This is a genomic window from Peribacillus sp. NPDC076916 (assembly GCF_050269675.1).
In the GTDB taxonomy this organism is placed as follows: domain Bacteria; phylum Bacillota; class Bacilli; order Bacillales; family DSM-1321; genus Peribacillus; species Peribacillus aracenensis.
This window is the reverse complement of sequence record NZ_JBNNIU010000001.1, coordinates 685,244-710,363: the sequence shown is the minus strand read 5'-3', so window position 1 is coordinate 710,363 and position 25,120 is coordinate 685,244. Positions and strand designations below refer to the sequence as shown.

At 41.7% G+C, this 25,120-nt stretch carries 29 protein-coding genes and 2 riboswitches; of the genes, 17 read left to right on the top strand and 12 right to left on the bottom strand.

Features of this window, described 5'->3' with window-relative positions:
• Nucleotides 1-81: 81 nt before the first annotated feature.
• The 4 genes from ACQKFG_RS03585 to paaX all read left to right on the top strand — a co-directional run bounded on the left by ACQKFG_RS03585 (nucleotide 82) and on the right by paaX (nucleotide 3,969).
• Entirely contained in the window at nucleotides 82-954 is an 873-nt protein-coding gene (locus ACQKFG_RS03585) for a 3-hydroxyacyl-CoA dehydrogenase (RefSeq protein ID WP_192203541.1), read from the top strand.
• The gene (locus tag ACQKFG_RS03580; protein ID WP_427556271.1) at nucleotides 951-2,159 is read left to right on the top strand and encodes an acetyl-CoA C-acyltransferase; all 1,209 of its coding nucleotides are present in this window, start codon (nucleotides 951-953) and stop codon (nucleotides 2,157-2,159) included. Before ACQKFG_RS03585 ends, ACQKFG_RS03580 begins: the two co-directional genes overlap by 4 nt.
• Nucleotides 2,160-2,225: 66 nt before the next feature.
• On the top strand, nucleotides 2,226-3,002 hold the full coding sequence (locus ACQKFG_RS03575; protein ID WP_427556268.1) for an enoyl-CoA hydratase-related protein: 777 nt from the start codon (nucleotides 2,226-2,228) through the stop codon (nucleotides 3,000-3,002).
• A gap of 85 nt (nucleotides 3,003-3,087) precedes the next feature.
• Nucleotides 3,088-3,969 carry a phenylacetic acid degradation operon negative regulatory protein PaaX gene (gene paaX / locus ACQKFG_RS03570; RefSeq protein ID WP_142244574.1) on the top strand — a complete coding sequence of 294 codons (882 nt, stop codon included), beginning with the start codon at nucleotides 3,088-3,090 and terminating at the stop codon, nucleotides 3,967-3,969.
• A 76-nt stretch (nucleotides 3,970-4,045) separates the two neighbouring features.
• Here paaX and ACQKFG_RS03565 read toward each other — a convergent pair whose 3' ends face one another.
• The gene (locus tag ACQKFG_RS03565) at nucleotides 4,046-4,558 is read right to left on the bottom strand and encodes a gamma carbonic anhydrase family protein (protein WP_076367452.1); all 513 of its coding nucleotides are present in this window, start codon (nucleotides 4,556-4,558) and stop codon (nucleotides 4,046-4,048) included.
• Nucleotides 4,559-4,638: 80 nt separating this feature from the next.
• Between ACQKFG_RS03565 and ACQKFG_RS03560 the strand changes: the two genes are divergently transcribed.
• Both ACQKFG_RS03560 and ACQKFG_RS03555 read left to right on the top strand, forming a co-directional pair.
• Nucleotides 4,639-5,604, top strand: coding sequence for an NAD(P)H-dependent flavin oxidoreductase (locus ACQKFG_RS03560; RefSeq protein WP_427556264.1), 966 nt, complete (start codon nucleotides 4,639-4,641; stop codon nucleotides 5,602-5,604).
• A 331-nt stretch (nucleotides 5,605-5,935) separates the two neighbouring features.
• On the top strand, nucleotides 5,936-6,547 hold the full coding sequence (locus tag ACQKFG_RS03555) for a DedA family protein (RefSeq protein ID WP_192203545.1): 612 nt from the start codon (nucleotides 5,936-5,938) through the stop codon (nucleotides 6,545-6,547).
• 45 nt (nucleotides 6,548-6,592) lie between these two features.
• Here ACQKFG_RS03555 and ACQKFG_RS03550 read toward each other — a convergent pair whose 3' ends face one another.
• Complete coding sequence (locus ACQKFG_RS03550) at nucleotides 6,593-6,724, bottom strand: YjcZ family sporulation protein (RefSeq protein ID WP_427556260.1); 132 nt, start codon at nucleotides 6,722-6,724, stop codon at nucleotides 6,593-6,595.
• A gap of 217 nt (nucleotides 6,725-6,941) precedes the next feature.
• Here ACQKFG_RS03550 and ACQKFG_RS03545 point away from each other — a divergent pair, with 217 nt between their 5' ends.
• From ACQKFG_RS03545 to ACQKFG_RS03525, 5 genes are all read left to right on the top strand, one after another.
• Nucleotides 6,942-7,685, top strand: a complete 744-nt coding sequence (locus tag ACQKFG_RS03545; protein ID WP_427556258.1) for a metallophosphoesterase family protein — start codon at nucleotides 6,942-6,944, stop codon at nucleotides 7,683-7,685.
• A gap of 98 nt (nucleotides 7,686-7,783) precedes the next feature.
• Nucleotides 7,784-7,918, top strand: coding sequence for a hypothetical protein (locus ACQKFG_RS03540; protein ID WP_286182057.1), 135 nt, complete (start codon nucleotides 7,784-7,786; stop codon nucleotides 7,916-7,918).
• A 208-nt stretch (nucleotides 7,919-8,126) separates the two neighbouring features.
• The gene (locus ACQKFG_RS03535; protein ID WP_427556254.1) at nucleotides 8,127-9,050 is read left to right on the top strand and encodes a cation diffusion facilitator family transporter; all 924 of its coding nucleotides are present in this window, start codon (nucleotides 8,127-8,129) and stop codon (nucleotides 9,048-9,050) included.
• Nucleotides 9,051-9,301: 251 nt separating this feature from the next.
• Nucleotides 9,302-9,991, top strand: coding sequence for a response regulator transcription factor (locus ACQKFG_RS03530; RefSeq protein ID WP_427556251.1), 690 nt, complete (start codon nucleotides 9,302-9,304; stop codon nucleotides 9,989-9,991).
• The gene (locus ACQKFG_RS03525; protein WP_228467657.1) at nucleotides 9,981-11,411 is read left to right on the top strand and encodes a HAMP domain-containing sensor histidine kinase; all 1,431 of its coding nucleotides are present in this window, start codon (nucleotides 9,981-9,983) and stop codon (nucleotides 11,409-11,411) included. Before ACQKFG_RS03530 ends, ACQKFG_RS03525 begins: the two co-directional genes overlap by 11 nt.
• A gap of 54 nt (nucleotides 11,412-11,465) precedes the next feature.
• On the opposite strand, the gene spx is transcribed toward ACQKFG_RS03525, so the two are convergent.
• Nucleotides 11,466-11,861 carry a transcriptional regulator Spx gene (gene spx, locus ACQKFG_RS03520; RefSeq protein ID WP_034314875.1) on the bottom strand — a complete coding sequence of 132 codons (396 nt, stop codon included), beginning with the start codon at nucleotides 11,859-11,861 and terminating at the stop codon, nucleotides 11,466-11,468.
• A gap of 247 nt (nucleotides 11,862-12,108) precedes the next feature.
• On the opposite strand from spx, the gene modB reads away from it, so the two are divergent.
• Entirely contained in the window at nucleotides 12,109-12,762 is a 654-nt protein-coding gene (gene modB, locus ACQKFG_RS03515) for a molybdate ABC transporter permease subunit (protein WP_349729097.1), read from the top strand.
• On the opposite strand, the gene ACQKFG_RS03510 is transcribed toward modB, so the two are convergent.
• On the bottom strand, nucleotides 12,724-13,203 hold the full coding sequence (locus ACQKFG_RS03510) for a GNAT family N-acetyltransferase (RefSeq protein ID WP_427556751.1): 480 nt from the start codon (nucleotides 13,201-13,203) through the stop codon (nucleotides 12,724-12,726). The genes modB and ACQKFG_RS03510 overlap by 39 nt on opposite strands.
• A 116-nt stretch (nucleotides 13,204-13,319) precedes the next feature.
• On the opposite strand from ACQKFG_RS03510, the gene ACQKFG_RS03505 reads away from it, so the two are divergent.
• Both ACQKFG_RS03505 and ACQKFG_RS03500 read left to right on the top strand, forming a co-directional pair.
• Nucleotides 13,320-13,811 carry a hypothetical protein gene (locus ACQKFG_RS03505; RefSeq protein ID WP_192203553.1) on the top strand — a complete coding sequence of 164 codons (492 nt, stop codon included), beginning with the start codon at nucleotides 13,320-13,322 and terminating at the stop codon, nucleotides 13,809-13,811.
• A gap of 198 nt (nucleotides 13,812-14,009) precedes the next feature.
• Nucleotides 14,010-14,207 (top strand): cold-shock protein, encoded by a 198-nt coding sequence (locus ACQKFG_RS03500; RefSeq protein WP_028393295.1) that lies wholly within the window; start codon nucleotides 14,010-14,012, stop codon nucleotides 14,205-14,207.
• Nucleotides 14,208-14,247: 40 nt separating this feature from the next.
• Here the strand turns inward: ACQKFG_RS03500 and ACQKFG_RS03495 are convergent, their stop codons facing one another.
• The 4 genes from ACQKFG_RS03495 to ACQKFG_RS03480 all read right to left on the bottom strand — a co-directional run bounded on the left by ACQKFG_RS03495 (nucleotide 14,248) and on the right by ACQKFG_RS03480 (nucleotide 18,342).
• A complete protein-coding gene (locus tag ACQKFG_RS03495) occupies nucleotides 14,248-14,415 on the bottom strand; it encodes a hypothetical protein (RefSeq protein WP_369618866.1) in 168 nt (55 codons plus the stop codon).
• 122 nt (nucleotides 14,416-14,537) lie between these two features.
• Nucleotides 14,538-14,975, bottom strand: coding sequence for a flavodoxin domain-containing protein (locus ACQKFG_RS03490; RefSeq protein WP_192203554.1), 438 nt, complete (start codon nucleotides 14,973-14,975; stop codon nucleotides 14,538-14,540).
• Nucleotides 14,947-15,999, bottom strand: coding sequence for a ribonucleotide-diphosphate reductase subunit beta (locus ACQKFG_RS03485; protein WP_427556246.1), 1,053 nt, complete (start codon nucleotides 15,997-15,999; stop codon nucleotides 14,947-14,949). The genes ACQKFG_RS03490 and ACQKFG_RS03485 overlap by 29 nt, the downstream gene beginning before the upstream one ends.
• Nucleotides 16,000-16,044: 45 nt before the next feature.
• Nucleotides 16,045-18,342 carry a ribonucleoside-diphosphate reductase subunit alpha gene (locus tag ACQKFG_RS03480; RefSeq protein WP_260284483.1) on the bottom strand — a complete coding sequence of 766 codons (2,298 nt, stop codon included), beginning with the start codon at nucleotides 18,340-18,342 and terminating at the stop codon, nucleotides 16,045-16,047.
• A gap of 139 nt (nucleotides 18,343-18,481) precedes the next feature.
• Nucleotides 18,482-18,662: riboswitch (cobalamin riboswitch) on the bottom strand.
• 293 nt (nucleotides 18,663-18,955) lie between these two features.
• Between ACQKFG_RS03480 and ACQKFG_RS03475 the strand changes: the two genes are divergently transcribed.
• Nucleotides 18,956-19,885, top strand: coding sequence for a manganese-dependent inorganic pyrophosphatase (locus tag ACQKFG_RS03475; RefSeq protein WP_349729096.1), 930 nt, complete (start codon nucleotides 18,956-18,958; stop codon nucleotides 19,883-19,885).
• A 98-nt stretch (nucleotides 19,886-19,983) separates the two neighbouring features.
• On the opposite strand, the gene ACQKFG_RS03470 is transcribed toward ACQKFG_RS03475, so the two are convergent.
• The gene (locus tag ACQKFG_RS03470) at nucleotides 19,984-20,130 is read right to left on the bottom strand and encodes a hypothetical protein (protein ID WP_192203558.1); all 147 of its coding nucleotides are present in this window, start codon (nucleotides 20,128-20,130) and stop codon (nucleotides 19,984-19,986) included.
• Nucleotides 20,131-20,214: 84 nt separating this feature from the next.
• On the bottom strand, nucleotides 20,215-21,672 hold the full coding sequence (locus tag ACQKFG_RS03465) for a SulP family inorganic anion transporter (protein WP_427556241.1): 1,458 nt from the start codon (nucleotides 21,670-21,672) through the stop codon (nucleotides 20,215-20,217).
• Nucleotides 21,673-21,976: 304 nt separating this feature from the next.
• On the opposite strand from ACQKFG_RS03465, the gene ACQKFG_RS03460 reads away from it, so the two are divergent.
• Nucleotides 21,977-22,276, top strand: a complete 300-nt coding sequence (locus tag ACQKFG_RS03460) for a hypothetical protein (protein ID WP_427556238.1) — start codon at nucleotides 21,977-21,979, stop codon at nucleotides 22,274-22,276.
• A gap of 387 nt (nucleotides 22,277-22,663) precedes the next feature.
• Nucleotides 22,664-22,864: a hypothetical protein gene (locus tag ACQKFG_RS03455; protein ID WP_427556235.1), complete on the top strand. Its 201-nt coding sequence runs from the start codon at nucleotides 22,664-22,666 to the stop codon at nucleotides 22,862-22,864.
• A gap of 199 nt (nucleotides 22,865-23,063) precedes the next feature.
• Here ACQKFG_RS03455 and ACQKFG_RS03450 read toward each other — a convergent pair whose 3' ends face one another.
• Nucleotides 23,064-23,258 (bottom strand): hypothetical protein, encoded by a 195-nt coding sequence (locus tag ACQKFG_RS03450; RefSeq protein WP_349729092.1) that lies wholly within the window; start codon nucleotides 23,256-23,258, stop codon nucleotides 23,064-23,066.
• 77 nt (nucleotides 23,259-23,335) lie between these two features.
• A riboswitch (cyclic di-GMP riboswitch) is annotated at nucleotides 23,336-23,426 on the bottom strand.
• A gap of 350 nt (nucleotides 23,427-23,776) precedes the next feature.
• Nucleotides 23,777-24,988 (bottom strand): MFS transporter, encoded by a 1,212-nt coding sequence (locus tag ACQKFG_RS03445; protein ID WP_192203562.1) that lies wholly within the window; start codon nucleotides 24,986-24,988, stop codon nucleotides 23,777-23,779.
• Nucleotides 24,989-25,120 lie beyond the last annotated feature (132 nt).

Below are 25,120 nucleotides of genomic sequence, written 5' to 3'. Positions count from 1 at the left end.
GAAAAGTAATTCAGGAATGGATGAATGCTGATCTGATTCATCGTAGCCAGCCCTATTTATTTTTGAAGGAGGAATGAACGAATGATTAGAAATCTAGTGATTGTCGGATCTGGTGTCATGGGCAGGGGAATAGCTTATGTAGGAGCAACAGGGGGCTTTAATGTAGTACTGGTGGATGTGAATCAGGATGCTTTGGAAAGTGCAAGAAAAGAGATCGATGGAATTTTTGAGAAGGGTGTACGCTACCAAAAAATCACCCAGGAAGAAGCGGCAGCTGCAAAAAGCAGATTTTCTTATTCTTCCAATTTGAAAGAATCAGCAGCATATGCGGACTTGATCATAGAAGCAGTTCCGGAAAAGGCGGAAATTAAAAGGGCAGTCTTCGAAACGATTGAAGTCCATGCAAAAGAAGACTGTTATTTTGCAACCAATACTTCCACGATGAGCCCGACAGAAATTGGTTCTTATGGAAAGCGTCCTGAAAAAACGATTGCCATGCATTTTTTCAATCCTGTACAAAAGATGCCGCTCGTTGAAATTGTACGTGGTCTTGAAACCAGTGATGAAACGGCAGCCATAATAAAAGAGGTAGCCGGAAAAATGGGGAAGGAAACCGTGGTCATTAATGAATTCCCTGGGTTTGTAACTAGCAGGATCAGCTGTTTGGTTGGTAATGAAGCGTTCTTTATGCTTCAAGAAGGTTTAGGTACGCCAGAAGAAATCGATAAGGCAATAAAGTTAGGGCTGAATTACCCAATGGGACCATTTGAGCTAGGTGATTTGGTGGGATTGGATGCTCGTTTGAATAATTTAAAATATTTACATAGTAAACTTGGTGAAAAATACCGCCCGGCCCCCCTTCTTGAACAGTATGTTAAAGCTGGCAGGCTCGGCCGTAAGACAGGTAAAGGTGTGTACGATTATACAAAAGATGGCGAGCTGGTGAAGAAATGAAGGATGTTGTGATTATTGATGCTGTGAGAACACCAATCGGAAGATATAAAGGAGCTTTGAAAAGCGTTCGCCCGGATGACCTCGGTGCAATTGTAATCAAGGCGCTGACCGATCGCAATCCAGAGCTTCCGCCAGATCAAATTGAAGATGTCATCTTCGGGAATGCAAATCAAGCAGGAGAGGATAATCGCGATGTGGCCAGGATGTCTGCCCTTTTAGCTGGTCTTCCGGTAAATGTGGCTGGTACGACAATAAATCGTTTGTGTGGATCAGGATTGGATGCCGTCATGTATGCTGCACGCTCCATTGCTGTAGGTGAAGGCGATATTTATATCGCAGGCGGTACCGAAAGCATGACAAGGGCGCCGTACGTCATGGCCAAACCTGAGAGTGAATTTCCGCGGGGTTCAATGGAGCTTCAGGATACAACAATCGGATGGCGCTTCACGAATGAGAAACTTAAAGAAATTTATGGTACGGATTCGATGCCTCAAACGGCTGAAAACGTCGCCCAGCGTTTTTCGGTTTCAAGGGAGGACCAAGATCAATTCGCATATCAAAGCCAGCAAAAAGCGAAAAAAGCAGTGGAAAATGAGCGTTTCATTAATGAAATCGTACCTGTTCGATATACGGATCGTAAAGGGAATGAAGTCATTGTCGAGAAGGATGAACACCCTCGTCCTGACACGACCATCGAAAAGTTGGCAAAACTCAAACCGATCTTTAAAGACGGCACTATAACGGCCGGTAATGCTTCAGGCGTAAATGATGGAGCCTCGGCATTACTTTTGATGAGTGCAGAAAAAGCACGGGAGCTTGGATTGAAACCTCTGGCCAAATATGTAGTAGGGGCGGTAGCGGGATTAGAACCGTCCATTATGGGCCTTGGCCCGATTCATGCCACCAAAAAAGCATTGGAGAGGGCAAGTTTGACGATTGAAGACATCGGGCTAGTGGAATTGAATGAAGCATTCGCATCCCAATCCTTGGAGTGTATCCGCCAATTGAAAATGGATCATGAGAAAGTGAATGTCAACGGCGGGGCAATAGCGTTTGGCCATCCGCTCGGTGCAAGCGGGGCGCGTATTTTAACGACGCTCGTCCACGAAATGAAAAAGCGGAATGTCCGCTATGGTCTTGCGACGATGTGCGTAGGCGTTGGCCAAGGCATTTCCGCCATTATAGAAAATATTGAAAAAGACTAAGGATGCGGTAGGCCCTTATTAGTTTTATCTGCATAAGGGTCATTTTTTTAAAGGGGGAGGAGACTTATGTCCAAGGTTATATATAAAGTGATAAATCAAATCGGATATGTAACAGTGAATCGGCCCGACGTATTGAACTGCTTCGACTATGAGACACTTTGTGAACTGCAGGATGTCATCGATGCAGTTTACTATGACGGCGATATCCGTGTTGTCATTTTCACCGGTGCAGGGGAAAAGGCCTTCAGCGCGGGAGCGGATTTGAAAGAAAGGAAGTCTTTGAATGATGCGGAAGTAAGAAGGAACGTTAAAGCGATTCGCGATGTTTTTAATAGTATTGCAGGGCTTCCACAGCCAACGATAGCTGCCGTCAATGGATATGCATTGGGGGGAGGATTTGAATGGCTGCTTTCATGTGACTTTGCAATTGCTGCCGAAGGTGTTTCTTTGGGGCTCACTGAAACTAGCTGGGCCATTATTCCTGGGGCAGGAGGTACACAGCGGCTGCCGAGATTGATTGGGGAAATGAAAGCGAAGGAATTGATCTTCACCGCTAAAAAACTGACTGCAGAAGAGGCATGTCAATTAGGGATCCTTTTGAGGGCCGTGCCAAGGGATCAACTTATGTCAGCCTGTGAGGAATTGGCAGCCAATATCATGAAAAATGGGCCGATTGCAGTTAAACAAGCCAAATATGCGATTGACCAAGGAATGAATACGGACTTGCAAACCGGAATGGCCATAGAGGGAAAGGCCTATGAATTGACCATCCCGACTCAAGACAGATCGGAAGCGCTCCTGGCATTTAGTGAACGGAGAAAAGCACGATTTACTGGTGAATAACATTGCGCTTTCTTTTTAAAAAGATATAATAATTATTATGTCTTCCGTGTGAAAATAGTAACAATGTAAGGGCGAGGTGAGAAAGATAGGTACTAACACTCAATCCATGATTTTTACGATATACGGCGATTATATCCGTAACTATGGAAATAAAATCTGGATAGGCAGTTTAATTCGTTTATTGAAGGAATTCGGCCATAATGAGCAGGGCGTACGTGTAGCCGTTTCACGAATGGTCAAGCAAGGATGGATCCAGTCAGAGAAGCAGGGAAATAAAAGCTATTACTTTTTGACTGATCGCGGTGTGCAGAGAATGGATGAAGCGGCCAATCGCATATATAAGATGAAACCGAATGAATGGGACGGTAAATGGCGTATCTTAATGTACACGATACCTGAAGATAAGCGGCAATTACGGGATGATCTCCGTAAAGAATTATTATGGAGCGGGTTTGGCAGTTTTTCAAGTGGTTGCTGGATTTCCCCTAATGATTTGGAGAAGCAAATCAATCGTTTGATCGAGAAATATGACATCAAAGAATATGTTGATTTTTTCATTTCGGAATACAAAGGCCCTAAAGAAAACCAATCGCTTGTAGAGAAAAGCTGGCATTTGGAAGAGATTGAAAATAAATATGAAGAATTCATCGAGAAATACAGCAAACAATTCATCGTTCATCAAAGCATCATTAACAGGGGCGAAATGTCCGATGCCGATTGTTTTGTGGAACGAACGAACTTGGTGCATGAATACCGTAAATTTTTATTTATCGATCCAGGCCTGCCAAAGGAACTTCTGCCTTCAAAGTGGAATGGGAACCATGCTGCTCTTTTATTTAGCCAATATTATCAAGTCTTGGCTGAACCAGCAAGCCGTTTCTTTGAAAGCGTATTTCAGGAAAATAATGATTTATGCCGGAAAGACGAAACCTATGATGCCAAGGATCATCCACTTATCATTAAGTGAAAAAGAGCTTCAGCCAGTCGCTAATGACGACTTGCTGAAGCTCTTTTCACATTAGCATTTTCGACTTTTGCAATAATTAATCAAGTATACCTTTGAAGTCTTTCCCTTTTTGAACATATGTATCGATAGAAAGTTGAATCAATTCAAGATCTTTATTATTCAATCTGCGAACCACTTTTCCTGGGGAACCGATCACGAGTGAACGTGGAGGTATGATTTTGCCAGAGGAAATTAATGTGTTCGCTCCGATGATGCATTCTTCACCGATCTCTACATTATCCAATATCGTCGAACCCATTCCAATAATGGATCGTTTGCCTATTTTACAACCATGCAGGATAACATTGTGACCAACCGTCACTTCGTCTTCAATGACAACTGGGCACCCTTCAAATAAGTGAATGGTGGAGTTATCTTGTATACTGCATTTTTCTCCTATCGTTATTGAATCCTCATCACCGCGCAGTACGGCATTAAACCAAATGGTAGAGTCTTTCCCAATCGAAATATCACCGATTAAATGAGCGCCAGGTGCCACGAAAACAGTATCATCAATGGATGGTTTTTTATTATTATACGGAATAATCATAGTATCGCTCCTTTTTGAAAAGTCAGAATTGTTTTTCTAATGAATATAGTATAACATTAAATTGACAGGGAGGGATAAAAGTGAAATATATTTGTGAACTTTTTGCGATAAAATATCCTATTATACAAGGCGGCATGGGGAATATAAGCAATGCAAGTCTTACGGCTGCAGTGTCCAATGCAGGGGGACTAGGGACAATAGGGTGCGGTACCATGAATCCTGAACAGGTAGAAGCCATCATTCTCGAAACCAAAGAAAAAACCAATAACAATTTTGCGCTGAACATTCCAATAAACGTTAGTCCATATACTGATGAGTTAGTGAATCTTGTCCTGAAGCATGATATACCTGTAGTTTCCTTATCTGCAGGAAATCCTGCCCCTTTCATTCCACTATTACAAAAAAAGAATGTAAAAGTGATCGCCATCGTCGCTTCGGTCAAGCACGCGCAAAAAGCGCAAGCTGCAGGGGCTGATGTGTTGGTCGCAGAAGGGTTTGAAGCTGCCGGCATCAATTCGAACCTGGAAATGACGACCTTTACACTCATTCCGCAAATCAGCAAGCATGTGACCCTTCCGGTTTTGGCCGCTGGCGGAATAGGCAATGGACAGGGTTTGGCGGCTGCATTGATGCTGGGGGCTTCAGGAGTCCAATTAGGAACCAGGCTGATCGCTACACAAGAAGCACCGTTCCATCCGTCATATAAGCAGAAACTAATCGAAGCGATGGGTAATGATACGGTAATTTTGGGCAGAACACTTGGCCAGGTCAGAAGAGTATTGAAGGATCCATATACCGAGAAGGTCCTGGATTTGGAAAAACAGGGACTGTCTCCTGTGAATTATCGTGAAATGACCTCTGAAGTCCATCATATTAATGGGGCGATGAACGGGGATGTTAACAATGGATTCATGAACAGCGGCCAGGTCGCTGGATTGATTGACGATATACCCACTGTTAAGGAATTACTTGATGGCATGATGAAAGATGCGAAAAAACAAATGGAGAATGGATTGAGCAAGCTCTCTGCCCCTTTTATGATTTGAGAGCGGAGTGAGCCAATCTTATCATTAGTTCATGGGTTTACTCCTTGGTAATTTACCGAAAGCTTGAGGTCAATTCGTCCTCAAGCTTTTTTTCATTTCTGGACCATTTGAAATTATATGATCATTCTTTACAATCTTAAATCTAATGTGAATAGCCCCATAACATAAAATGGACTCCATAAGGCACATTGTTTTAGGATAACATTTTAGAAAAATGTGATTGAACTTGTGATACAATGGAAAATGTCTCTTTTGAAATCAAGGGATGCCTAGAATCAATCAATCTGGGTGCACCCCTTTTATAATAAAAGTTAGAAAAGGGGAAAAGTCTATGGAAACTTTAATAATGGATATGATTGAAGCATTTAAATCTCTATCCTATTTCGGTGTGTTGCTAGCTTTGACTTTCGAATTCATTCCTGCTGAAATCGTTTTGCCACTGGCTGGATACTGGGTTTATCAAGGTGATATGAATTTATACTTGACTATCCTTGCCGGTTCGATTGGTGGGGTAACGGGCCCATTGACGCTTTATGCTTTAGGCAAATATGGCGGGAGACCGCTTGTATTAAAGTTCGGGAAATACTTTTTGATCAAAGAGGAGCAGTTGAATAAGGCTGACCGATTCTTTGAAAGGTTTGGTGGGGGAATTGCCTTTTTGGGACGGTTTGTACCAGGAATTCGTACCGCCGTTTCGCTGCCATGCGGCATGTTGAAAATGAGTATTTGGAAATTCATTTTATATACCTATATGGCGATGCTTCCCGTTACAAGCGTTTATGTTTATCTAGGGTATAAGTTAGGACCGAGGTGGGAGCAGGCAGGAGCCATCTTTTCACAATATGCGAATTTCTTGCTTATCCCCATCGCACTTATAATCATTTGGTTCATTATGAAGACTCAAAAACAAAAGCAAAGACAAAAACTAAAAGTCAATTCATAACAAAGAAGGCGCCTTGATCAGGCGCCTTTTTGATTTATGTCATTATTAGCAGCATCCGCCGAATCCCCAACTGCATCCGATGATGATCAACAAGATGAATAATACGATCAGCAATGCAAATCCGTTATCGAAACCACCGAATCCGCCGTCGCAACATTCGTTACAATTTCCACCCATTTGATTTCCTCCTCAATACATAATATGCATTACATACCTAGCAAAACATCTTTACCGGGAATACTTCATACTATGTATTCTAGGCCGAAGTGTTTGCTTATTCATAAAAAATGGGCGTGGGCAATAAGGGGGAAATAAGCCCGAATATTTTTTTGATTTCCTTTTAAATGTTATAATATACCATGTGGATTGTGAGGGAAGGGAGCTGAACTAAGTCATGAAAGTTGCCATTATAACTGATGTGCATGGAAATGCTTCAGCGTTAAAAGCCGTTCTTAAGGATATTGATCAAAGAGAAGATATAGATCGTCTCTATTGTTTGGGAGATATGGTCGGGATTGGCCCTGATACAAATGAAGTCCTTGAACTTTTATTTTCAAGAAATGATCTATCGATGATAACTGGAAATCATGATGAAGCTGTCCTGGCCATCATTAACGGGGAGCCGCATCCGGACGGCCATATTCATGTAAAGGAGCATCATGAATGGATAGCTGAAAGGATGCAGCGGAAATTCATAAATGAATTGGGGAAATTGCCTCGAACCATACATCATATCATTAATGATCACTCCGTTTACTTCACTCATTATCACATGGAATCGAAGAAATTGGATGAGCACATAAGCCAAAATCCATTTAGTAAAATAGTTGAACCGAATTTAAATAACTTAGAAATGCTTTTCAAAGATCAACATCACGATTTAATAGGATTTGGACATCATCATCCTATCCACCTCTTTAAAAATGACCGAACGATATTCCTGAACCCTGGTTCTCTTGGATGCAATGGTGAACCAGTTGCACCTTATGCCATTGTCACGATTGAAAATACAGGTATACAGGTAAAGCTTGAAAAAGTCGCCTATGATAATATATCGTTCCTGTTATCGTATCAAAGTTTACAAGTTCCAGAGCGTGAATTCATTATACGTGCCTTCCATGGCGGGCAGCAGACCTAACACGTTTATAAATGAAGAAGTATGGGAAAATGTTGAGCATAAAGGTACATGCCTGTGGATACGATAATAGGCAAACATCATGATGCTGGAGGTACGTTATGAAGGAAAAGGAACTGGAACAGGTAAGCCAAGGGCAGGAAGAGATGGAACGGCATAGTCTTGTCTGTAATGATGAATTGTTTAATAAGGATCTGCACGCCATTGTCGATGACACAATGCAAGAGGATAGATAAACGGGAAAAACGCTGCAGGAAATGTCTGTAGCGTTTTATTTTACTTTGGAATGGTTGAAGGCTGAATTTCGGTTTTTCGGATAAGGTCCCGTCCTGCTTGTTTTCACTACCCCCTTTCTTCCAGTGGATCCCGGAAATGAATCATTTGAAACCATTCTGGATTTATCCCATACTATATATAAGTTTCAAATCCGAGAGGAGGGATGGCATGGGACATCATCACGGTCACGCCCATGATCATGGGCACGGACACCACCATTCTAATAATAAAAAAGCATTGTTGGCATCTTTCTTATTAATCTCGACATTTATGATAGTCGAGGTCATTGGTGGATTCTTGACAAATAGTCTGGCTTTACTATCGGATGCAGGTCACATGCTTAGCGATGCGGCAGCTTTAGGACTAAGTTATACAGCGATCAGGTTAGGGGAAAGGAAGGCCACATCTTCCAAATCGTTTGGATATAAACGGTTTGAAATCATTGCTGCTTGTTTGAATGGATTGACCTTGATCGTCATATCCGTATTCATTTTCGTAGAGGCGATTAAGCGGTTCCTAGATCCCCCTGAGGTGCAAAGCTTGGGAATGCTGATGATTTCAATCATCGGCTTACTTGTTAATATCATTGCGGCCTGGATTTTAATGAGCGGAGATAAGGAAGACAATCTGAATGTACGGAGTGCTTTTTTACATGTTATGGGTGATATGCTTGGATCTGTGGGTGCCATTGCGGCCGCCCTCTTGATTTATTTTTTCGATTGGGGAATTGCAGATCCGATTGCGAGCGTCATAGTTGCGATTTTAATTATTATCAGCGGTTTTAGGGTAGTGAGGGATTCTTTTCATATCTTGATGGAGGGCACACCGGACCAAGTCGATATGGATGAAGTGAAAGCATCCTTGATGGGATTGGTCGGAGTATCCGATGTCCATGATCTCCATATCTGGACGATCACGTCTGGTTTTTTGACACTGAGCTGCCATGTTGTCATAAATGAGAGCGGTAATCACGATTCAGTTTTGGCAGAAGCGCAAAAACTACTTCACGATCGGTTTGGAATCGAACATAGCACGATCCAAGTGGAAAGACAGGAAGCGGGCTGTCCCAATCCACACGAGACATGTAATTGAAAAGGGCTGGCTCAGTATAGAGCCAGCCTCTTAAAAGTTTAAATAAGAAAATCATAGTTTTTCCTGTATGATTATTACAACCATTTAGCAGCATTCCTGTTAAAATGACTAAGTGAAAACATCGGTTAATTTTACTACGAACATAATCCTGACACATAAAAAGGGTAAGATTGAGGAAAAATGCTTGGTGTTTTTAATGGTTAGCATATGCAAAATGTTTCCACTATAATTCAGGAAGGAGGAATCCATAAATGAAGAAAATTCTTGTAGTAGAAGATGAAATCGCCATATCGATGGTATTGAAAGCATATTTGGAACGGGAAAGTTTTGATGTAGTCCAAGTTTACGATGGGCTAAACGCCATTCCGGTATTCGAAGAAACGAAGCCAGACCTTGTCCTGCTTGATGTCATGCTGCCGGGTAAGGAAGGCTGGGATATATTGAAGGAAATTCGGGAGAACGATACATGTCCGGTTATCATGTTGACTGCACTGACAGATGTCGATTACAGATTATCGGGATTTAAGTCAGGTGCGGATGATTACATCTCCAAACCTTTCGTTGCCGAAGAAGTCGTGGCCCGGGTGCATGCCGTTTTAAGAAGGTCCTCATCGGTCGATACGGAAGATGGTCATATACATGAGTTTGGGAGTTTAACCATCGATGATCTTTCTTATATGGTGCATTTGAATGGGGAAGAGATAAACTTGACGCCGCGTGATTTGTCGCTGCTCGTTTTTTTCGCTAAGCACCCTAATCAAATTTTCACGAGAGAACAGCTGCTCGACCAAGTGTGGGGCATGGATTATGACGGCAGTGACCGTGCGGTGGACCTGGCGATCAAACGGATCAGGAGGGCGATAGATGCATGGCCTGTAACCGAGGGGGAAATAAAAACATTGCGTGGATTGGGGTATCAATTGAGTGTCTATGAAAACTAAAAAAAGAACCACTTTACAACGCTATTGGACTAAGAGATACGTATTGACCTTGATTTCCGGTTTGATCTTATTGTCTGTTTTTTCCTTATGGTGGATGGAAAAAACGGCTTTGGAATATAGGCTTAGCCTTCTTAAGTACTTAGCTGATGAAACATCCGATCGGGCGATTAAGGATAATGGTCAGATTGTCGTTGGTCCGATCCTTTCGGAAATTGTAGAGGAAAGGGAGAAAATCCTTCATCTGAACCAACAGCCTATCATCTATATCGTCGATCCCGATGCCACCATCATATATACGATGCCACAATTGTATATAGATCCGGATGAAAATAAACTCCCGGATGTCATCATGAAAAATACGGAGTTAATCCAGAAGGTCAAGATTTCCGACAACAAAGTGTATGTCGTCAAATCCCCCATTACGTTTAATGATGAGACAAGAGGCTGGGTGGTCATTGCACAGGAAGAAGGGGCATTGAAGGAAATCAACCAAGACCATGGCTTGTTGGCGATCATGATTGGAGGCCTGCTGATTCTGGGAACGGGAGTCATTTATTTTCTTTCCAGGCAGATTTCACGTCCCATCCAAGACGTAGCTAACGCCGCTGTCCAAGTTCGTGAAGGCAACTATGATATCCATTTCAAAGAGGAAGAGGAAATCAAGGAAGAAGAAATTTATGAACTGATAGAATCATTTAAGGAAATGACCAATCGATTGAAGGTCATGGAGAAGTTACGGGCGGAATTGCTTGCAGGCGTAACCCATGATTTGAAAACGCCAGTAACATCCATTAGCGGACTGATACAAGCGGTTAAGGATGATGTCGTCAAGGGAGAGCAAAGTAAGGAATTCCTCGATATTTCCTTGAAGGAAACTCAACGTTTGCAAGGTATGATAGAGGATTTACTCAATTATAATGCCATATCGGCAGGTGCTTTTAAAATTCGGCTCCAAAAAGAGAATATCAATATATTCATTAAGGAAATCGCCTATCGCTGGCAGGTGACCCAGGATGATGATCAAGCGTTCGCTCTTGAGATAAAAGTTCCTGATGAACCGGTCTTTGGTCAAATTGATTCATTGCGGATGCAGCAAATCGTCATTAACCTTTTGAATAATGCCAGGCATGCACTTGATGGCAAAGGGAAAATAGCGATTCACCTTTATGAAAAGGATGAAGAAAGAATCTGCATTGATGTACTGGACAGTGGCCGGGGGATCCCAAAACATGAACAACAATTTGTGTTCGAACCATTTTATCGTGGTGAAAACAAAAAGTTGAAGGTACGTGGTTTAGGTTTGGGACTGCCATTCAGTAAGATGCTCGCAAAAGCGCAAAAGGGTGATCTAGTACTTAAAGATAGCGATGAACAAGGCACCACCTTCACGATTGTCATAGAGAAAGCGGATCAGGTATAAAAAAGGGTTGTCCGATGTAATGGACAACCCTCTTATTATGCAGGATGCTAACTATTAAGCCAATTGGCTGATTGCACGCCATAATTGTACATGACGGACCTTCCTTGGAAGGAAGCGTCCCATTTCTTCTTCATTATATCCTGCATGCAAATTCTTATGGTCGAAAATGATTGGCCGGCGAAGTAAATCCGGGTTATCTTGAATAAGCTTACAAAGGTCATTAAGCGGTGTATTATTTATATCGATATTCAGGCTTTTGAATTTTTTGGAACGGGTTGAGATGATTTCATCTGTCCCGCCTTCCGTTTTACGTAAAATCTCTTTTATTTCTTCTATAGAAAGAGGTTGGGAATATAGGTTGCGTTCATTAAAGGAAATTTCGTTCTTTTTAAGCCAAGCTTTTGCTTTACGACAGGCTAGACTGCTTGGAGTAGTATAAATTGTTACCATTAAAATCGACTCCTTCAAAGTTTTCAAGTTTATTGGAATGAAATTATTTTTATATTTGTGATACTCTTACTTTAACGTTTCTTTGTGTCAGCAAGATGTCAAGAAAAATAAACTTAAATGTTATTTTAAAAAGAAAGGGAGAAAATGAAATGAAATCTGCCTTTAATGAAAAAGAAGCCATTTGGGTAATGATGCCGAACAAGGATCTGCATGGGCCGATATTTAACAGTGTTGTGCGGATAGTATCATGACAGGGGATTTTTGGTCACCAGTCAGGCTATCGATACAAGTAGCGGGACTATCGGGTATCCTTGTTTTCATTTTAGGAATTATCCTGGCGCGAATGATGGCTAAAAAGAGATTCAGGGGAAGGGTCCTGTTGGAAACAGCGTTTTTATTGCCGCTTGTTTTGCCGCCTTCCGTCGTTGGGTTTTTATTGATTGTAATCTTTGGAAAGAATGGATTGCCGGGACAATTCATTGAAAGGGTTTTTGATCAGCCCCTGATGTTCACGTGGTGGGCGGCGGTCATTGCATCTACCGTGGTAGCGTTTCCGCTTATGTACCAATCCGCTAAAACGGGTTTTGAAGGTATAGATGAAGAAATCGAAAATGCGGCAAGGGTTGACGGGGCAGGCGAGTTGAGGTTGTTCCTGAATGTATCCCTTCCATTGGCGGTCAAATCCATCGTCACAGGTGCCATCTTGAGTTCTGCTCGTGCGTTGGGGGAATTCGGAGCCACACTCATGTTCGCCGGAAACATTCCCGGACAGACACAAACCATACCGACTGCGATTTATATCGCCATGGACTCCGGGAATATGACATTAGCCTGGCTATGGGTTGCCGTAATTATTGTCATTTCATTTCTTATGCTTTTTATCGTGACCTACATAAAGTGAATGCTTTTTCTCGAATATACTTATGAAAAAGTGGGGTGAGGCTTCTATGTCTTCTTTATGTGTGAAGCCGTTTTTTTCGTAAAGGTTCCGTGCAGGCAGGTTCATTTTACCGGTTGAAACGGATATCTTTTCCCAATCGCCTTGTAATTGAAGAGCAAGCAACAGTGCATCCGCGATACCCTGCCGAAAATAATCAGGATGGACAATCATTCGGCAAATCAGCATTTGACGATTCTCTTTTGAAAAAGATAGTGCACCCACTAACGCATCACCCTTTAAGTAGCATAAGAACGTTTCATGACAATGAATGAATTGTTCATATGTTTCCAATAGAGGAGGTATATCGGCAAAATCGATCATATCCGCTTCCACCTTATAGGCCTCTTTTTGAAGTTTAAAAAGCTGCTGGCCATAATCGGAGTCCAGATCCCGAATTTTCATGATCAAATCGTATCACTCCCTTTCATCACATTATAATGGAAGAAGGAGATTATTGTTTCCAATCAGTCTGTGTTATAATCGACAAACAATATGAACTAATGAAATGAGGAAGAAATTTGTTAACATTTGAAGAAAAATTGAGCATCATTGAAACTTTTCCGGAATTACAGCGAAAAGATGTTTCATTGGGACGTGTAAACTTTCATTATCCAGATAGCGTCCAGGAGAAAAAGATCGTCGTTCAGCACTTGCATCCCAATGGAAATGGATTCGTTTACGCAGGGCATATGAGAAAAAAAGACACTGACCGTAAAGGTTTTATCAATATTCGTGACTATAATGAAGCGGAATTAAAAGAATTGATCCAAAAAAGCGTCGATTACCTATCTGAACCTCCGGTTGAATTCGAAGAAGAGGAAGACGGGTTCGCTAGGTTGGAAGGGACATGGATTGGCCCTGAAAAGCAAGAGCTTACACTTGAAAGGGAAGACCTGCTTTGGAATGTGTATTCCGGATCGAACCTTGAAGAGTGTTTCGAGAGTCCAGTAGAGGCGGAGCGCTACTTATTGGACGAAGGCTTCCGACAAAGCAAGAAGAGGAATATGTAGAATTTTAGGATAATTTGTCGGTTGATTTACAGCGATAATCTTGTTTTTTTAGGAATTTCCATGATATAATATAAGTAATTATTTTTGTTCGGAATAAGTTTGATAGAAGGATTTACTGTAATAGGATTCCTCTTGAAACATTATCCAGAACCAAAAATAGTAATAAAATGGATTTTTCCAAACACAGGAGGAACTATCATGGTACAAGGTAAAGTAAAATGGTTTAACGCAGAAAAAGGTTTCGGTTTCATCGAAGTTGAAGGCCAAGACGATGTATTCGTACATTTCTCAGCTATCCAAGGCGAAGGCTTCAAAACGCTTGAAGAAGGCCAAGAAGTTTCTTTCGAAATCGAGCAAGGCGCTCGTGGACCACAAGCAGCTAACGTTCAAAAATAATTGAACGCATATAAAAAAAGACTCCGATTATGGAGTCTTTTTATTTTTCCTTTTTTTCGGCCATTTCCTTTAATGCTTTGTCCAATTTTTCTTCGATCCGTTTAGAACGATTAAAATGCCCTGCCAGGAAAAACACGATGAATATAACGAATGCGACAAGCACTAGCATAAAAAGGATAGGCAGGAACTGGGTTATATTTTCATTCATTGGATATTATCCCCTTTTTTATTCCATTATATACTACATGCTTACCGTTGCTATGATAGAGGGAGCCAAGTTCTTAAAAAAACACTGAAAGGGGATATGCGAATGCGCATATCCCCTTTCAGTCAGTTCTGGAATAGCGAGGCGAACTTTTGAAGTCTGGGCAAGTCCGATTCTTGATACATCTGTTCTATCTTCAATGTCACCAATAACTGGCTCTTGGCAAATAACATGTCCCGGAAATGATCGACCGCCCCACAAAAATGATGATAGTTGGTTTCACCAGTTCCGAAGACTCCCGATTTCAGATGAGCAATAGGCAACTGTTCCAGTTCTTTATAAAAGGCTGCTGATTTAGCAGGAAGTTCCCCATTGCCCCATGTATAGGTGCCGACGATTAATGCATCGTAATCCGGCAATGTGCGTAAGTCGAATTCATTCATTCGATATAGTCCAGCTTCAGGTAAAAGGGAAGCGAGGGCTTCAGCAAGCGCTTTTGTATTGCCTCCGGCAGAATGATAGACAATGGCAACTTTACAGCTCATCGAACCCATTGCTGGCATTTACTTGACTGTATGTCCTTGACTTCTGTTCGAAGAAATCGGTTTTGGTAAGTCCGATCGATTCATCATCGAACGTTTTGATCCATGGCATCGGATTGTCGCCATACTCTTTATACAAATTCTCAAGGCCTAGCATACGTAACCGTTTGTTGGCGATATATTCGATGTACTCATTGAATTCTTCCAAATCGAGATCGGCTTTGGTTTGGATATCTTCGAGCATATATTCAGACCATTCTTTTTCGAGTTCGACTGCTTTTTCAATCGTTGTATAGATGAACTTCGTGTTTTCTTCATTATTTAACTCAGGATATTCATACATCAAGATTTGAACGAGCATTCCAATGAAATCGAAATGGACCATTTCATCGCGATGAATATAGGATATCATCGTAGCGGAACCAGTCATTAAATTTTGTCGTCCTAAATTATAATAAAAGGCGAAAGCCAGATAGAAATATATCCCTTCAAGGTTCGTTGAATGGATCAGTGCCTCGAATAAATGCTGAGGGCTGGGATCGTCCACGAACGTTTGATAAGCATCAACGATCGGTTGGTTACGCTTAATCACTTCAGGATGTTCTTTAATGCGGTCGAATAGCTGTTTTTGTTTGCCTACAGGAATCAAGGAAGCAAGGATATAGGAATAAGACTCATTATGGATCGATTCCTGCTGGGCCATGTTGGCCAGAATAGCTTTTGCCGCCGGATCTTTGATGTACCGAAGGATTTCTACTAAAGTGGGCGTTTGAAGACTATCCATTCCAGCAATCATTGTAAGGATATCGAGAAAAGCGTCCTGGATATCTTCCTCCAATTCGCCCCACTGCTTTTTATCCTGAATCATGTTCACGCTCGAAGGCTTCCAAAAGTTATTGATGAGCTGTGTATAGGTATCATAGAATTTTTCATACTGAATATCGTTCCAAAGGAGGAAGCCTGAAGCTTCTCCTTTGAAAACACCGGTTGCTTTGGTTGGATGCGTAGGTTCGAGCATCCGAATCTTTTTGATATGATTGGTCATTCGTGAAAACTCCTTTAAGAATAGATTACTGGGTTATGATGGTCGTTAACTTGAACAGCTTTCGCAGGCATTGTCATACTCGGAAGAAGTCGAACGAACATAATACGTTGATTTCAATCCGCTTTCCCATGCAGTTAAATGGATGTCCAATAGAACCTTCGCTTTGATTGTATTGTGTACATACAGATTAAAGCTGATTGCTTGGTCAATATGGCGTTGGCGGGCTGCATTTTGCCTGATGCTTTCCAGTTGGTCCAAATTAAATCGCGTCTTTTTATAATATTCATACGTATTTGGCGTCAAGCCTGGAGCGGTCACCTTGAATTTGAAGTTTTTCTTTTCTTCGTAAAATTCAATTTCATACAAAGGGTCGATTCCATCCGTGGAATTACCGATTTTAGCTGTCGAAGAATTCGGGGCAATGGCCATTAAATAGCCATTACGGGTCCCGTGTTCATGCACGTCTGCTTTTAAATCCATCCATTTTTGATCTGTATAGTCACGCAGTTCGAAATAGTCCCCTGTATGCCAATCAGATCCTTCAAAATATGGGTATGAACCTTTTTCCTTGGCCAATTCATTGGATGCCTTGATTGTTAAGTAAGCGATCTTTTCGTATAAAGCATCTGCATAGTGAACAGCCTCATCGGATTCCCAATAAATATTCTGTGTGGCAAGTAAATGATGCCATCCAAACGTTCCTAAACCAATTGCCCGGTAACGTTTGTTCGAGATGGATGCTTGTTTGACAGGAAGATTATTCACATCTATGACATTATCCAGCATGCGGATCTGAATGGGAATCAATCTTTCCAAAACATCGCTGCCCACTGCCCGGGGCAAGTTAATGGATGAAAGGTTGCAGACAACGAAATCGCCGCTTTTACGAACCACAACAACATCTCCATCTTCTGTTTCATATTCATCCGTGATTGTCGAAGGGCTTAAGTTTTGGGCAATCTCCGTGCAAAGGTTAGAGCAATAAATCATACCTTTATGCTTATTGGGATTCTTCCGATTCACTTCATCGCGGTAGAACATATACGGTACGCCTTCTTCCAATTGAGAAATCATGATGCTTTTCATGATGTCCATCGCTTTGATTTTTTCAAAGCTATAGTTTGGAAGTGTGCCATTTTCTGCGGCCTCGACAGCAAGTGCATAATGATTCCTGAAGCTTCCTTCGCCTTTCTTCTCGTCATAAAGATCTTCAAGTGAAAATCCAAGGGTTTGCTTAACGGTATGCGGATCGAAAAGATACCATTCTTTTCTGTCGCGTACAGCTTCCATGAATAAATCGGGTATGCATACGCCTGTAAAAATATCATGGGCTTTTAATCTGTCATCCCCGTTTTGTGTCTTTAAATCGAGGAAGCTCATGATATCTTTATGCCAGGCATCCAAGTAAATCGCGATGGCACCTTTACGTTGCCCCAATTGATCGACACTTACAGCTGTCTGGTTGAATAGTCGAATCCAGGGAGTCGTGCCGGAACTGTTTCCAGAGAAACCCCGGATATCAGAACCAAGCGATCGAACCTTACCGACGTAAAGACCTACTCCGCCGCCAAATTTAGATACTTTTGCTGCATCGTAGTTTGATAGGTAGATTCCGTCAATGGAATCTTCAATTGCGTCGATAAAGCAGGAGCTTAATTGTCCATGTGTTTTACCTGAATTGGAGAGTGTAGGAGTCGCAACGGTCATATAAAGATTGGACATGGCCCAGTATGCTTCTTTAATAAGTTGCAGGCGGTGCTCCGTTTTTTCCAATCGCATGATTTCCATCGCGATGATCATGAAACGTTCTTGTGGCAGTTCGTAGACCTTGTCCTTTTGAGGGCGGGCCAGATAGCGGTCGTTCAATAAGTAGATGCCTATGTACGAGAATAATTTATCTTTTTCCGGATCGATCACCGAACCCAATTCCTCAATTTCCGCTTTCGTATATGAAGATAGCAGTTCCGATTTATAAATAGGATAACGCTGACCTTCTGAAAGCTGGGAGAGTTCCGCGATCAGCTCATAGAATGGGCCATAACTCATGCCTTCATAGCCTCGATTGGCTTGTGCATCCCTATACATTGTATTCAACAGTTCTGCTGCAGCAACGAACGTCCAATCCGGAGCATCGATATCCACACTTTCAAGAGCGAGCTGAATCAGTTTTTTTGATGCCTGTTCTTCGGTTGAGTCACTTTTGCGATCTAGCCATTTTGTAAAACGCTTTTTGAACTTTTCCATATCGAGATGGCCTTCGAATTCCTTTGATAACATCTCGAGCTGGATGGACTTCGCTTCTGTGTCATTTTCACTTATGGTAGAGTTATATGTTTGAGTCATTAATAATCCTCCTTGTTGACTTTCTTCTAAAATAAAAAAACCGCCCAATGAATTGAGCGGATCAAACGATAGAATAAAAGAGCCATGAAAAAATAGCCGTTAAACTATCGTTTCATCATCTCAATCCCCGAAGAATAAGAAACGTGAAAAATTCAAGGCAGGTCTCCTGACTCATGATCATCCTACTTTGAGTCCTTCCCGTATAGAGAGCTATACAGTGGGTTTCTCATTTCGTCACATTTACAGTTGCGGGGACAGTTCCGGGTTTACACCGGATTCCCTTTTCAGCCATCACTGGCACCTTGGATTGTAAAAAATTCTATATATAGTTATTGGTAATGTTTATGTAATCAATATCTAGTATTTCTGCTTATATTATCGTAAGCCATATACGATGATAATTCAACTAATATATTTGAAAAAAACCAACCCTTATCTATTGACAAAGTGAGGGCAGAGTGCGAAGGAATGAAAGAATTTATTGGGGAATGGGTAATTCAAGCGCTGATTTTAGGCGATTTTGTGTTAAAATAAATTGTCTAGTGAAGGTGGCTCTCCCTTATTGCGATGAGGGGATTCGCGGAAAAATATTTAAGAAAAAGGGGATAAAATCTTGGAAAAAGTATTAGTTTTTGGACATAAAAACCCGGATACAGACACAATCTGTTCAGCAATCGCTTATGCAGACCTGAAAAAGCAGTTAGGTATCAACGCTGAACCAGTTCGTCTGGGTGAAGTGAATGGTGAAACCCAATATGCATTGGACCAATTCAAATTCGAAGCTCCCCGCCTTGTGGAAAAAGTCGCAGGGGAGGCTGAAGGTGTAATCCTGGTCGATCATAACGAACGCCAGCAAAGTGCTGAAGATATTGACCAAGTCCGTGTGTTGGAAGTTATCGACCATCACCGTATCGCTAACTTTGAAACAAGCGATCCACTATATTACCGGGCGGAACCAGTTGGCTGTACTGCAACCATTTTAAATAAAATTTATAAAGAAAATGGCATCGAAGTCCCTAAAGCAATCGCAGGTCTTATGTTGTCTGCCATCATTTCCGATTCGTTATTGTTCAAATCTCCTACATGCACGGAGCAAGACGTTGCAGCAGCAATGGAACTGGCTGCCATTGCGGGAGTCGACGCTGAAACATACGGCTTGGAAATGTTGAAAGCCGGAGCTGACTTGAGCGACAAAACGATTGCCCAGCTTATCACGCTTGATGCAAAGGAATTCTCCATGGGGATGGCTAAAGTGGAGATAGCACAGGTCAATGCTGTAGATCCGAACGAAGTCCTTGCTAAGCAAGCAGAATTGGAAGCGGCGATTGGAGAGGTCATCGCTGAGAAAGAATTGGACTTATTCCTATTTGTCGTAACGGATATCTTGACTAATGACTCTGCTGCCTTGGCGCTTGGTAAAGCAGCTTATGCAGTGGAAAAAGCATACGACGTTTCATTAAACAATAACATCGCCGTCTTAGAAGGCGTTGTATCTCGTAAAAAACAAATCGTGCCGATCTTAACGGACGTATTCAGCAAATAATACAGGAAAAGGGGGTGTTCATTAAAAACATGGACATCCTTTTTCTGTATATGCAAAAAAAGACTCAACCACCATTAAGTGTGGTTGAGTCTTTTTTCTTAATTCAAAGCTTCCTTTTCTTTTTCATAGGCAATGACAATCAGTTCTTTGTTGGCTTCCTCGCCAAGTCTGTTTTCAAAGCTTTTCAGTTCATTCAATAAATCCGGTGACAGATTTGCAGCTGTATAATCCTGCTCGGGTGTCATGCTTTTCGCCCCTTTCAAAAGGAAATAATTCATGTTATCTATTTTGTCGGTTTGAAAAGTTTCTATTCAACAAAACTTACTTCTTCAAGATATTTTACTTTCTGATGTGGCGAGTTTTTCAAGCAATAACGAACTTTCTTCATCCAGTCCTTGCACTTGGACAGGTATTCCCAGAAGCTGATATTTAAGGATAACCGTATCAACAGCACCAACTGCTGAAGCATCCCAGATTTTAGAATGGGAAAAGTCGATGACGATTGAATCGGCTTTTTCCTTGAAGTCGAACTTCGAAACAAAGTCCTGGACAGAAGCGAAAAATACCTGCCCGCTGATATGATAAATGGTTTTCTTAGCCTGAATATCTTCCGTTTTCACTACAGCCACTTTAGAAATTTTAGCGGAGAAGAAAATCATGCTCAAGAGCACTCCGGCAAATACCCCTTTTGATAAATCATGTGTATAAAGGACAATGAGGACCGTCACGATCATCACGGCTGCATCCGACTTTGGAGCTTTAGTGAGCCTCTTTAGGGAAGACCAGTCAAAGGTCCCGATTGAAACCATGATCATGACTGCGACAAGTGCAGCCATCGGGATTTTAATAAGGACATCATTCAATACCACGATTAATACCATAAGAAATGCGCCAGCTACAAAAGTGGAGAGCCGCCCCCTTCCTCCTGATTTAATATTGATACCGGATTGGCCGATCATCGCACATCCCGCCATGCCGCCAAAGCATCCGGCAATGATATTCGAAATCCCCTGGCCTTTGGCTTCCTTATTTTTATTACTGTCTGTGTCAGTCATCTCATCGACTATTTGGGCTGTCAATAATGATTCAAGCAGCCCAACAAATGCAAGGGCTATGGAATAAGGGAAAATGATCGACAAAGTTTCGAAGGTCAAAGGGATATCTGGAAGCATGAACATCGGTAGCGCTTCGGTCAATTGCCCCATATCCCCAACCGTCCGCACCGTAGCCCCCGTGGCAACTGCAACGATCGTCATGAATATGATGGCGACAAGTGGTGAAGGTATGACTTTCGTGATCAGCGGAAAAAGATAAATGATAGCTAAAGAAACGGCTGTCATGACATACATGATCCATGTTTCGCCCACGAAATGGGTGAGCTGTGCCGTGAAAATCAAGATGGCTAAAGAATTCACAAAACCAGTCATGACCGGCTTCGGTATGAACTTCATTAATTTCCCGATCTTTAAAACCCCTAGTAAAATTTGCAGCAAACCAGTCAATATTGTTGCAGCAAGTAAATAGTTCAAGCCATGATCTTTAACAAGATCGACCATGACGAGTGCCATTGCACCAGTGGCTGCCGATATCATTCCCGGCCTTCCGCCGACAAAAGAGATGACGATGGCAATGCAGAATGAGGCATATAGACCAACCATTGGGTCAACGCCAGCAATGATCGAAAAGGCAATCGCCTCCGGAATCAATGCCAAGGCAACGACAATTCCCGATAGAATATCTCCTCTAACGTTGCCGAACCATTCCTGTTTATATCCAGATGTATTCAAAGAAACACTCCTTCTTTCTATATATATGTGTTCATTTCTGTTTTAACGCACTAAATTATAGCATGAGTCCTTCTTTCTATCTATATGCATAATATTAACGACAAACCGAGGGCTATTCATTTCGTATTATAGGCGAATGAAGGTAAAAGGCATACAGGGGGAAATTTCAAGAAATGCCGATGGGCAACATCCAATGATGAAGGGCAAAAAAATTTCCAAAGCCTTCTTTATCGCTTTCACTTTCAGATTTTTCTGTATTTAAATGAGTTATTCTTTTATTATGAATGAAAATGGGGTTACTCCTATGAATAAGAGCGAGAAAAGAACGAAACTGCTGGAAAAGGTTGAGAATCATTTAAGACTGACTGCAAGGAATTTAGTGAAATTCGATACAATCCAAGAAACATTGGATTTTACGGTGGAATCATTTCAATTGGAATTTTCGTTGGACTTTGTGGCGATCGTATTGAGAGGGGATGATCGTTTGTATCCAAAAGTATGGAAAGGCGGTTCGCTGCATTTTGCTGATTCTTTTCCCATTCACCTAGGTGAATGTTCCCCGGAGATTCTCGAAGAAGAGGTAAAGGATAGTTACATAACTTAATTGTTTGAAGAGAAAATAGAAGATAAGCTAAATAAGTGAATATGCGACATTGATGAACAATGATTTATACAGGCCACACCGGATTGCCGTTTTGAAACTGAAAGAGGGTCACTTACTGCCCATTCGAACCTGATCGAAAGTGAAGCGGAAAAAGCCTCGGAATGGGATCATATGAAAGAACAGCTTTATCTTAAATATAAAGAAATCATCGTGACAAAAATGGGATGATATGCTGATATTGATGATACCGGTGAAAAGGGAAAATAAACTCGCATCCTCATACTGGGAGGGGATAAGTCTTTACCTTAGTGAATATCCGATATTAAAGAAGCTTTCCCTGACGATATTATGGGGGTGGTACCACCAATAAGCTGGAGGATAATTATTATGCCTACAAATAGGCCATGCATACTCATAATGTTCCCGAAATGGATTCCCGAAAAAAGTCTTGGCCATTTTGACGAATTGGGCTCCTGCACGCTATTGAATGAACTGAAAGACCCTGTACCTGCCGAGTTATTACTTAAGAAATATTTGGCCCAGTTGATGGAAGACCAAACGGGAAGCGGAGTAGCGCTTATAAACTGATGATTTGAATCGAGCCAGCTATATTCCGCCGCACATTCACTTTACATAGCAATGATAAAAGATCTTGAAAGGGTCTTTTTTTATTCGATTTTGTGTGTAATCTGGGTAAGGAGGCATGAGGGCTATTGTTACCGAAACAAGGTGAAAAGGCCAGCTCTATCAAAGTTTTTGGAGTAGAAACGCTCCCGGTGTTAAGAGTCTATTCCTTTTCAATGATACTGGATTTACATTTAGGACATGTCACTTCTTTATAATGCTTGAACCTGATTTTTCGAAGGTCGCTTCTAGTCAACATTGCGAATACATTATACCTTGTGCCGCATGCACAAGTATTTTTATCTTTAACTATGTGTCTCTCATCTGTAGTAGCTGAATAAATGGTTGGAAAAAACATATATAACCCTCCTATTTTTAATTTTAGGCAAATTAAAAAGGGGCAATTGATAATAAAGTGATCCATTCAAGAAAAATCTTGGCAGCCCGGCTGCCATGACAACCAAGTTGTTGTGTTAGGCCCGTGGCTTTGCGTCTTTTACTTTCATAAAATTTGCCTAAAATAATCTTAACATAAAATTTGTTGCATTATGAAGTGTTTATGGCTGCGGCCAACCTTCCCCTTTTATTAAGTATCAACAGCAATCACCGGGATTGTCCAAATATAGAAGGAAAATAGAGAAGAAAGGTTTGGCACGCTATGTACCTATAGTTCGGAAAACCATGTGCAGCAGCTGGTTTCCAATATTCCTTTTTCATGTGTGCAGGACCCATGTTCGTTTTTGGCCTCACTGCCTGTATTGGAATACGACCGAAATGAAATCCAGTTCCAGAAGTATCCAGCACTACAGCTGTATGAGCATTAAACATGAGAAAGCCTGATTCCAACTGGAAGCAGGCTTTCTTGCCAAAGTGAGATTAATGTGATCTGGCCAATTCCGGATTGCGGTGCATCGCGAAATAGAGGACAAGTCCCGCTATGAGGAGTAACGTGCTGGTCGTGATGAAAACGGCGGAGAATCCGTAGAAACCAGCAACCATTCCGCCCATCGCGGGTCCAATGATATTGCCTAAAAAGCGCAGGCTCGTATTGTAACCAAGTACTTCCCCCTGCATTGCGACAGGAGCTTCCTGGCGAATGTAGGCAATCCTTACAGGGATGATGCCGCCTATTGCCATGCCAAGTATGAAACGTACCAGAACAAGCTGCCAAAAATGATTGATGAAGGCACCGGGCAAGTAGACTGTAGCAGTCAGGAAAAGAAGCAGCACAAGAATCTTCACATGTCCATGACGATCACCTATCTTGCCCCAGTGACGCGCCATCAATAAATTTCCCAGGCCTGCTGCAGAAAAGGCGATACCTGAATAAAATCCAAGATTGGAAGTTCCATGCAACTGGCCAACGTATAAAGAAAGAATGGGCTGGATGCTGAAGTGGGCAACTTGAACAAGTGTCGAAATGAGCATGACATTGACTAGGATGGGATTCCTCAAGATATGCGAGAGAACCTCCCTGCTTGTATAGCTCGATTTTGTTCCCTTCTGCCGTTCCATTTGGTACTCCTTGGTTGCAAAAACAAGAAGTCCGGAGATGAAAATGGTGATGGAGGTGAATTTAAAGGCGGTTGAATAGCCGAGTGTGTCTGCAAGCAGGCCGCCAAGCAATGGTCCGAAAAGGGAACCGGTTATATTACCCGTTTGCAAGGTTCCCAGTACGCGTCCGGCAATTTCTTTTGGGGTCTGCGTTGATATGAAGGCCTGTGACATGGAAATGAAGCCAGTGAATATCCCGGTGAACATCCTTAAGACGAATAGCTGCCAAACATTTTCAACGAATCCCATCAGGAAAATGGACAGCCCCATCCCAAAGGCACAGGCAATCAAGATTTTCTTCCTGCCGTACCGATCACCAATTCGTCCCCAAATGGGAGAAAATAAAAAGGCAGTCACAAAAGTGATTCCAAATGTCCATCCGGACCAATGCTGGATATATTGAGTCGAATAATCTCCGAATGTACCAATGTATAAGGATATGAATGGGAGAACCATCGTCATGCTCCCGCCTATGAAGAAATTGGCGAACCACATGATGAAAAGATTCCGTTTAGCTATTTTATGAGCATTCATTTTAGATTCAACACTTCTTTCCTCCGAAAAAAACTTCGGGTTCCTAAATAATAGTATACATAATTTAACTAATTTATTAAACGAATTTGTTTTTATTGGTTTTTTAATGAATAGGCAAATGATATAATGTGA

Excerpts from the sequence above, each read along its gene's own strand:
- ACQKFG_RS03535 (WP_427556254.1), top strand. The coding sequence starts at position 8,127 with ATGGGACATCATCACGGTCACGCCCATGATCATGGGCACGGACACCAC.
- ACQKFG_RS03500 (WP_028393295.1), top strand. The coding sequence starts at position 14,010 with ATGGTACAAGGTAAAGTAAAATGGTTTAACGCAGAAAAAGGTTTCGGT.
- spx (WP_034314875.1), bottom strand. The coding sequence starts at position 11,861 with ATGGTAACAATTTATACTACTCCAAGCAGTCTAGCCTGTCGTAAAGCA.
- ACQKFG_RS03580 (WP_427556271.1), top strand. The coding sequence starts at position 951 with ATGAAGGATGTTGTGATTATTGATGCTGTGAGAACACCAATCGGAAGA.
- ACQKFG_RS03460 (WP_427556238.1), top strand. The coding sequence starts at position 21,977 with ATGAATAAGAGCGAGAAAAGAACGAAACTGCTGGAAAAGGTTGAGAAT.
- ACQKFG_RS03445 (WP_192203562.1), bottom strand. The coding sequence starts at position 24,988 with ATGAATGCTCATAAAATAGCTAAACGGAATCTTTTCATCATGTGGTTC.
- ACQKFG_RS03450 (WP_349729092.1), bottom strand. The coding sequence starts at position 23,258 with ATGTTTTTTCCAACCATTTATTCAGCTACTACAGATGAGAGACACATA.
- modB (WP_349729097.1), top strand. The coding sequence starts at position 12,109 with ATGACAGGGGATTTTTGGTCACCAGTCAGGCTATCGATACAAGTAGCG.
- ACQKFG_RS03470 (WP_192203558.1), bottom strand. The coding sequence starts at position 20,130 with ATGACACCCGAGCAGGATTATACAGCTGCAAATCTGTCACCGGATTTA.
- ACQKFG_RS03585 (WP_192203541.1), top strand. The coding sequence starts at position 82 with ATGATTAGAAATCTAGTGATTGTCGGATCTGGTGTCATGGGCAGGGGA.
- ACQKFG_RS03550 (WP_427556260.1), bottom strand. The coding sequence starts at position 6,724 with ATGGGTGGAAATTGTAACGAATGTTGCGACGGCGGATTCGGTGGTTTC.
- ACQKFG_RS03490 (WP_192203554.1), bottom strand. The coding sequence starts at position 14,975 with ATGCCAGCAATGGGTTCGATGAGCTGTAAAGTTGCCATTGTCTATCAT.
- ACQKFG_RS03565 (WP_076367452.1), bottom strand. The coding sequence starts at position 4,558 with ATGATTATTCCGTATAATAATAAAAAACCATCCATTGATGATACTGTT.
- ACQKFG_RS03495 (WP_369618866.1), bottom strand. The coding sequence starts at position 14,415 with ATGAATGAAAATATAACCCAGTTCCTGCCTATCCTTTTTATGCTAGTG.
- ACQKFG_RS03455 (WP_427556235.1), top strand. The coding sequence starts at position 22,664 with ATGCCTACAAATAGGCCATGCATACTCATAATGTTCCCGAAATGGATT.
- ACQKFG_RS03480 (WP_260284483.1), bottom strand. The coding sequence starts at position 18,342 with ATGACTCAAACATATAACTCTACCATAAGTGAAAATGACACAGAAGCG.
- ACQKFG_RS03485 (WP_427556246.1), bottom strand. The coding sequence starts at position 15,999 with ATGACCAATCATATCAAAAAGATTCGGATGCTCGAACCTACGCATCCA.
- ACQKFG_RS03530 (WP_427556251.1), top strand. The coding sequence starts at position 9,302 with ATGAAGAAAATTCTTGTAGTAGAAGATGAAATCGCCATATCGATGGTA.
- ACQKFG_RS03545 (WP_427556258.1), top strand. The coding sequence starts at position 6,942 with ATGAAAGTTGCCATTATAACTGATGTGCATGGAAATGCTTCAGCGTTA.
- ACQKFG_RS03575 (WP_427556268.1), top strand. The coding sequence starts at position 2,226 with ATGTCCAAGGTTATATATAAAGTGATAAATCAAATCGGATATGTAACA.
- ACQKFG_RS03510 (WP_427556751.1), bottom strand. The coding sequence starts at position 13,203 with ATGAAAATTCGGGATCTGGACTCCGATTATGGCCAGCAGCTTTTTAAA.
- ACQKFG_RS03555 (WP_192203545.1), top strand. The coding sequence starts at position 5,936 with ATGGAAACTTTAATAATGGATATGATTGAAGCATTTAAATCTCTATCC.
- ACQKFG_RS03540 (WP_286182057.1), top strand. The coding sequence starts at position 7,784 with ATGAAGGAAAAGGAACTGGAACAGGTAAGCCAAGGGCAGGAAGAGATG.
- ACQKFG_RS03525 (WP_228467657.1), top strand. The coding sequence starts at position 9,981 with ATGAAAACTAAAAAAAGAACCACTTTACAACGCTATTGGACTAAGAGA.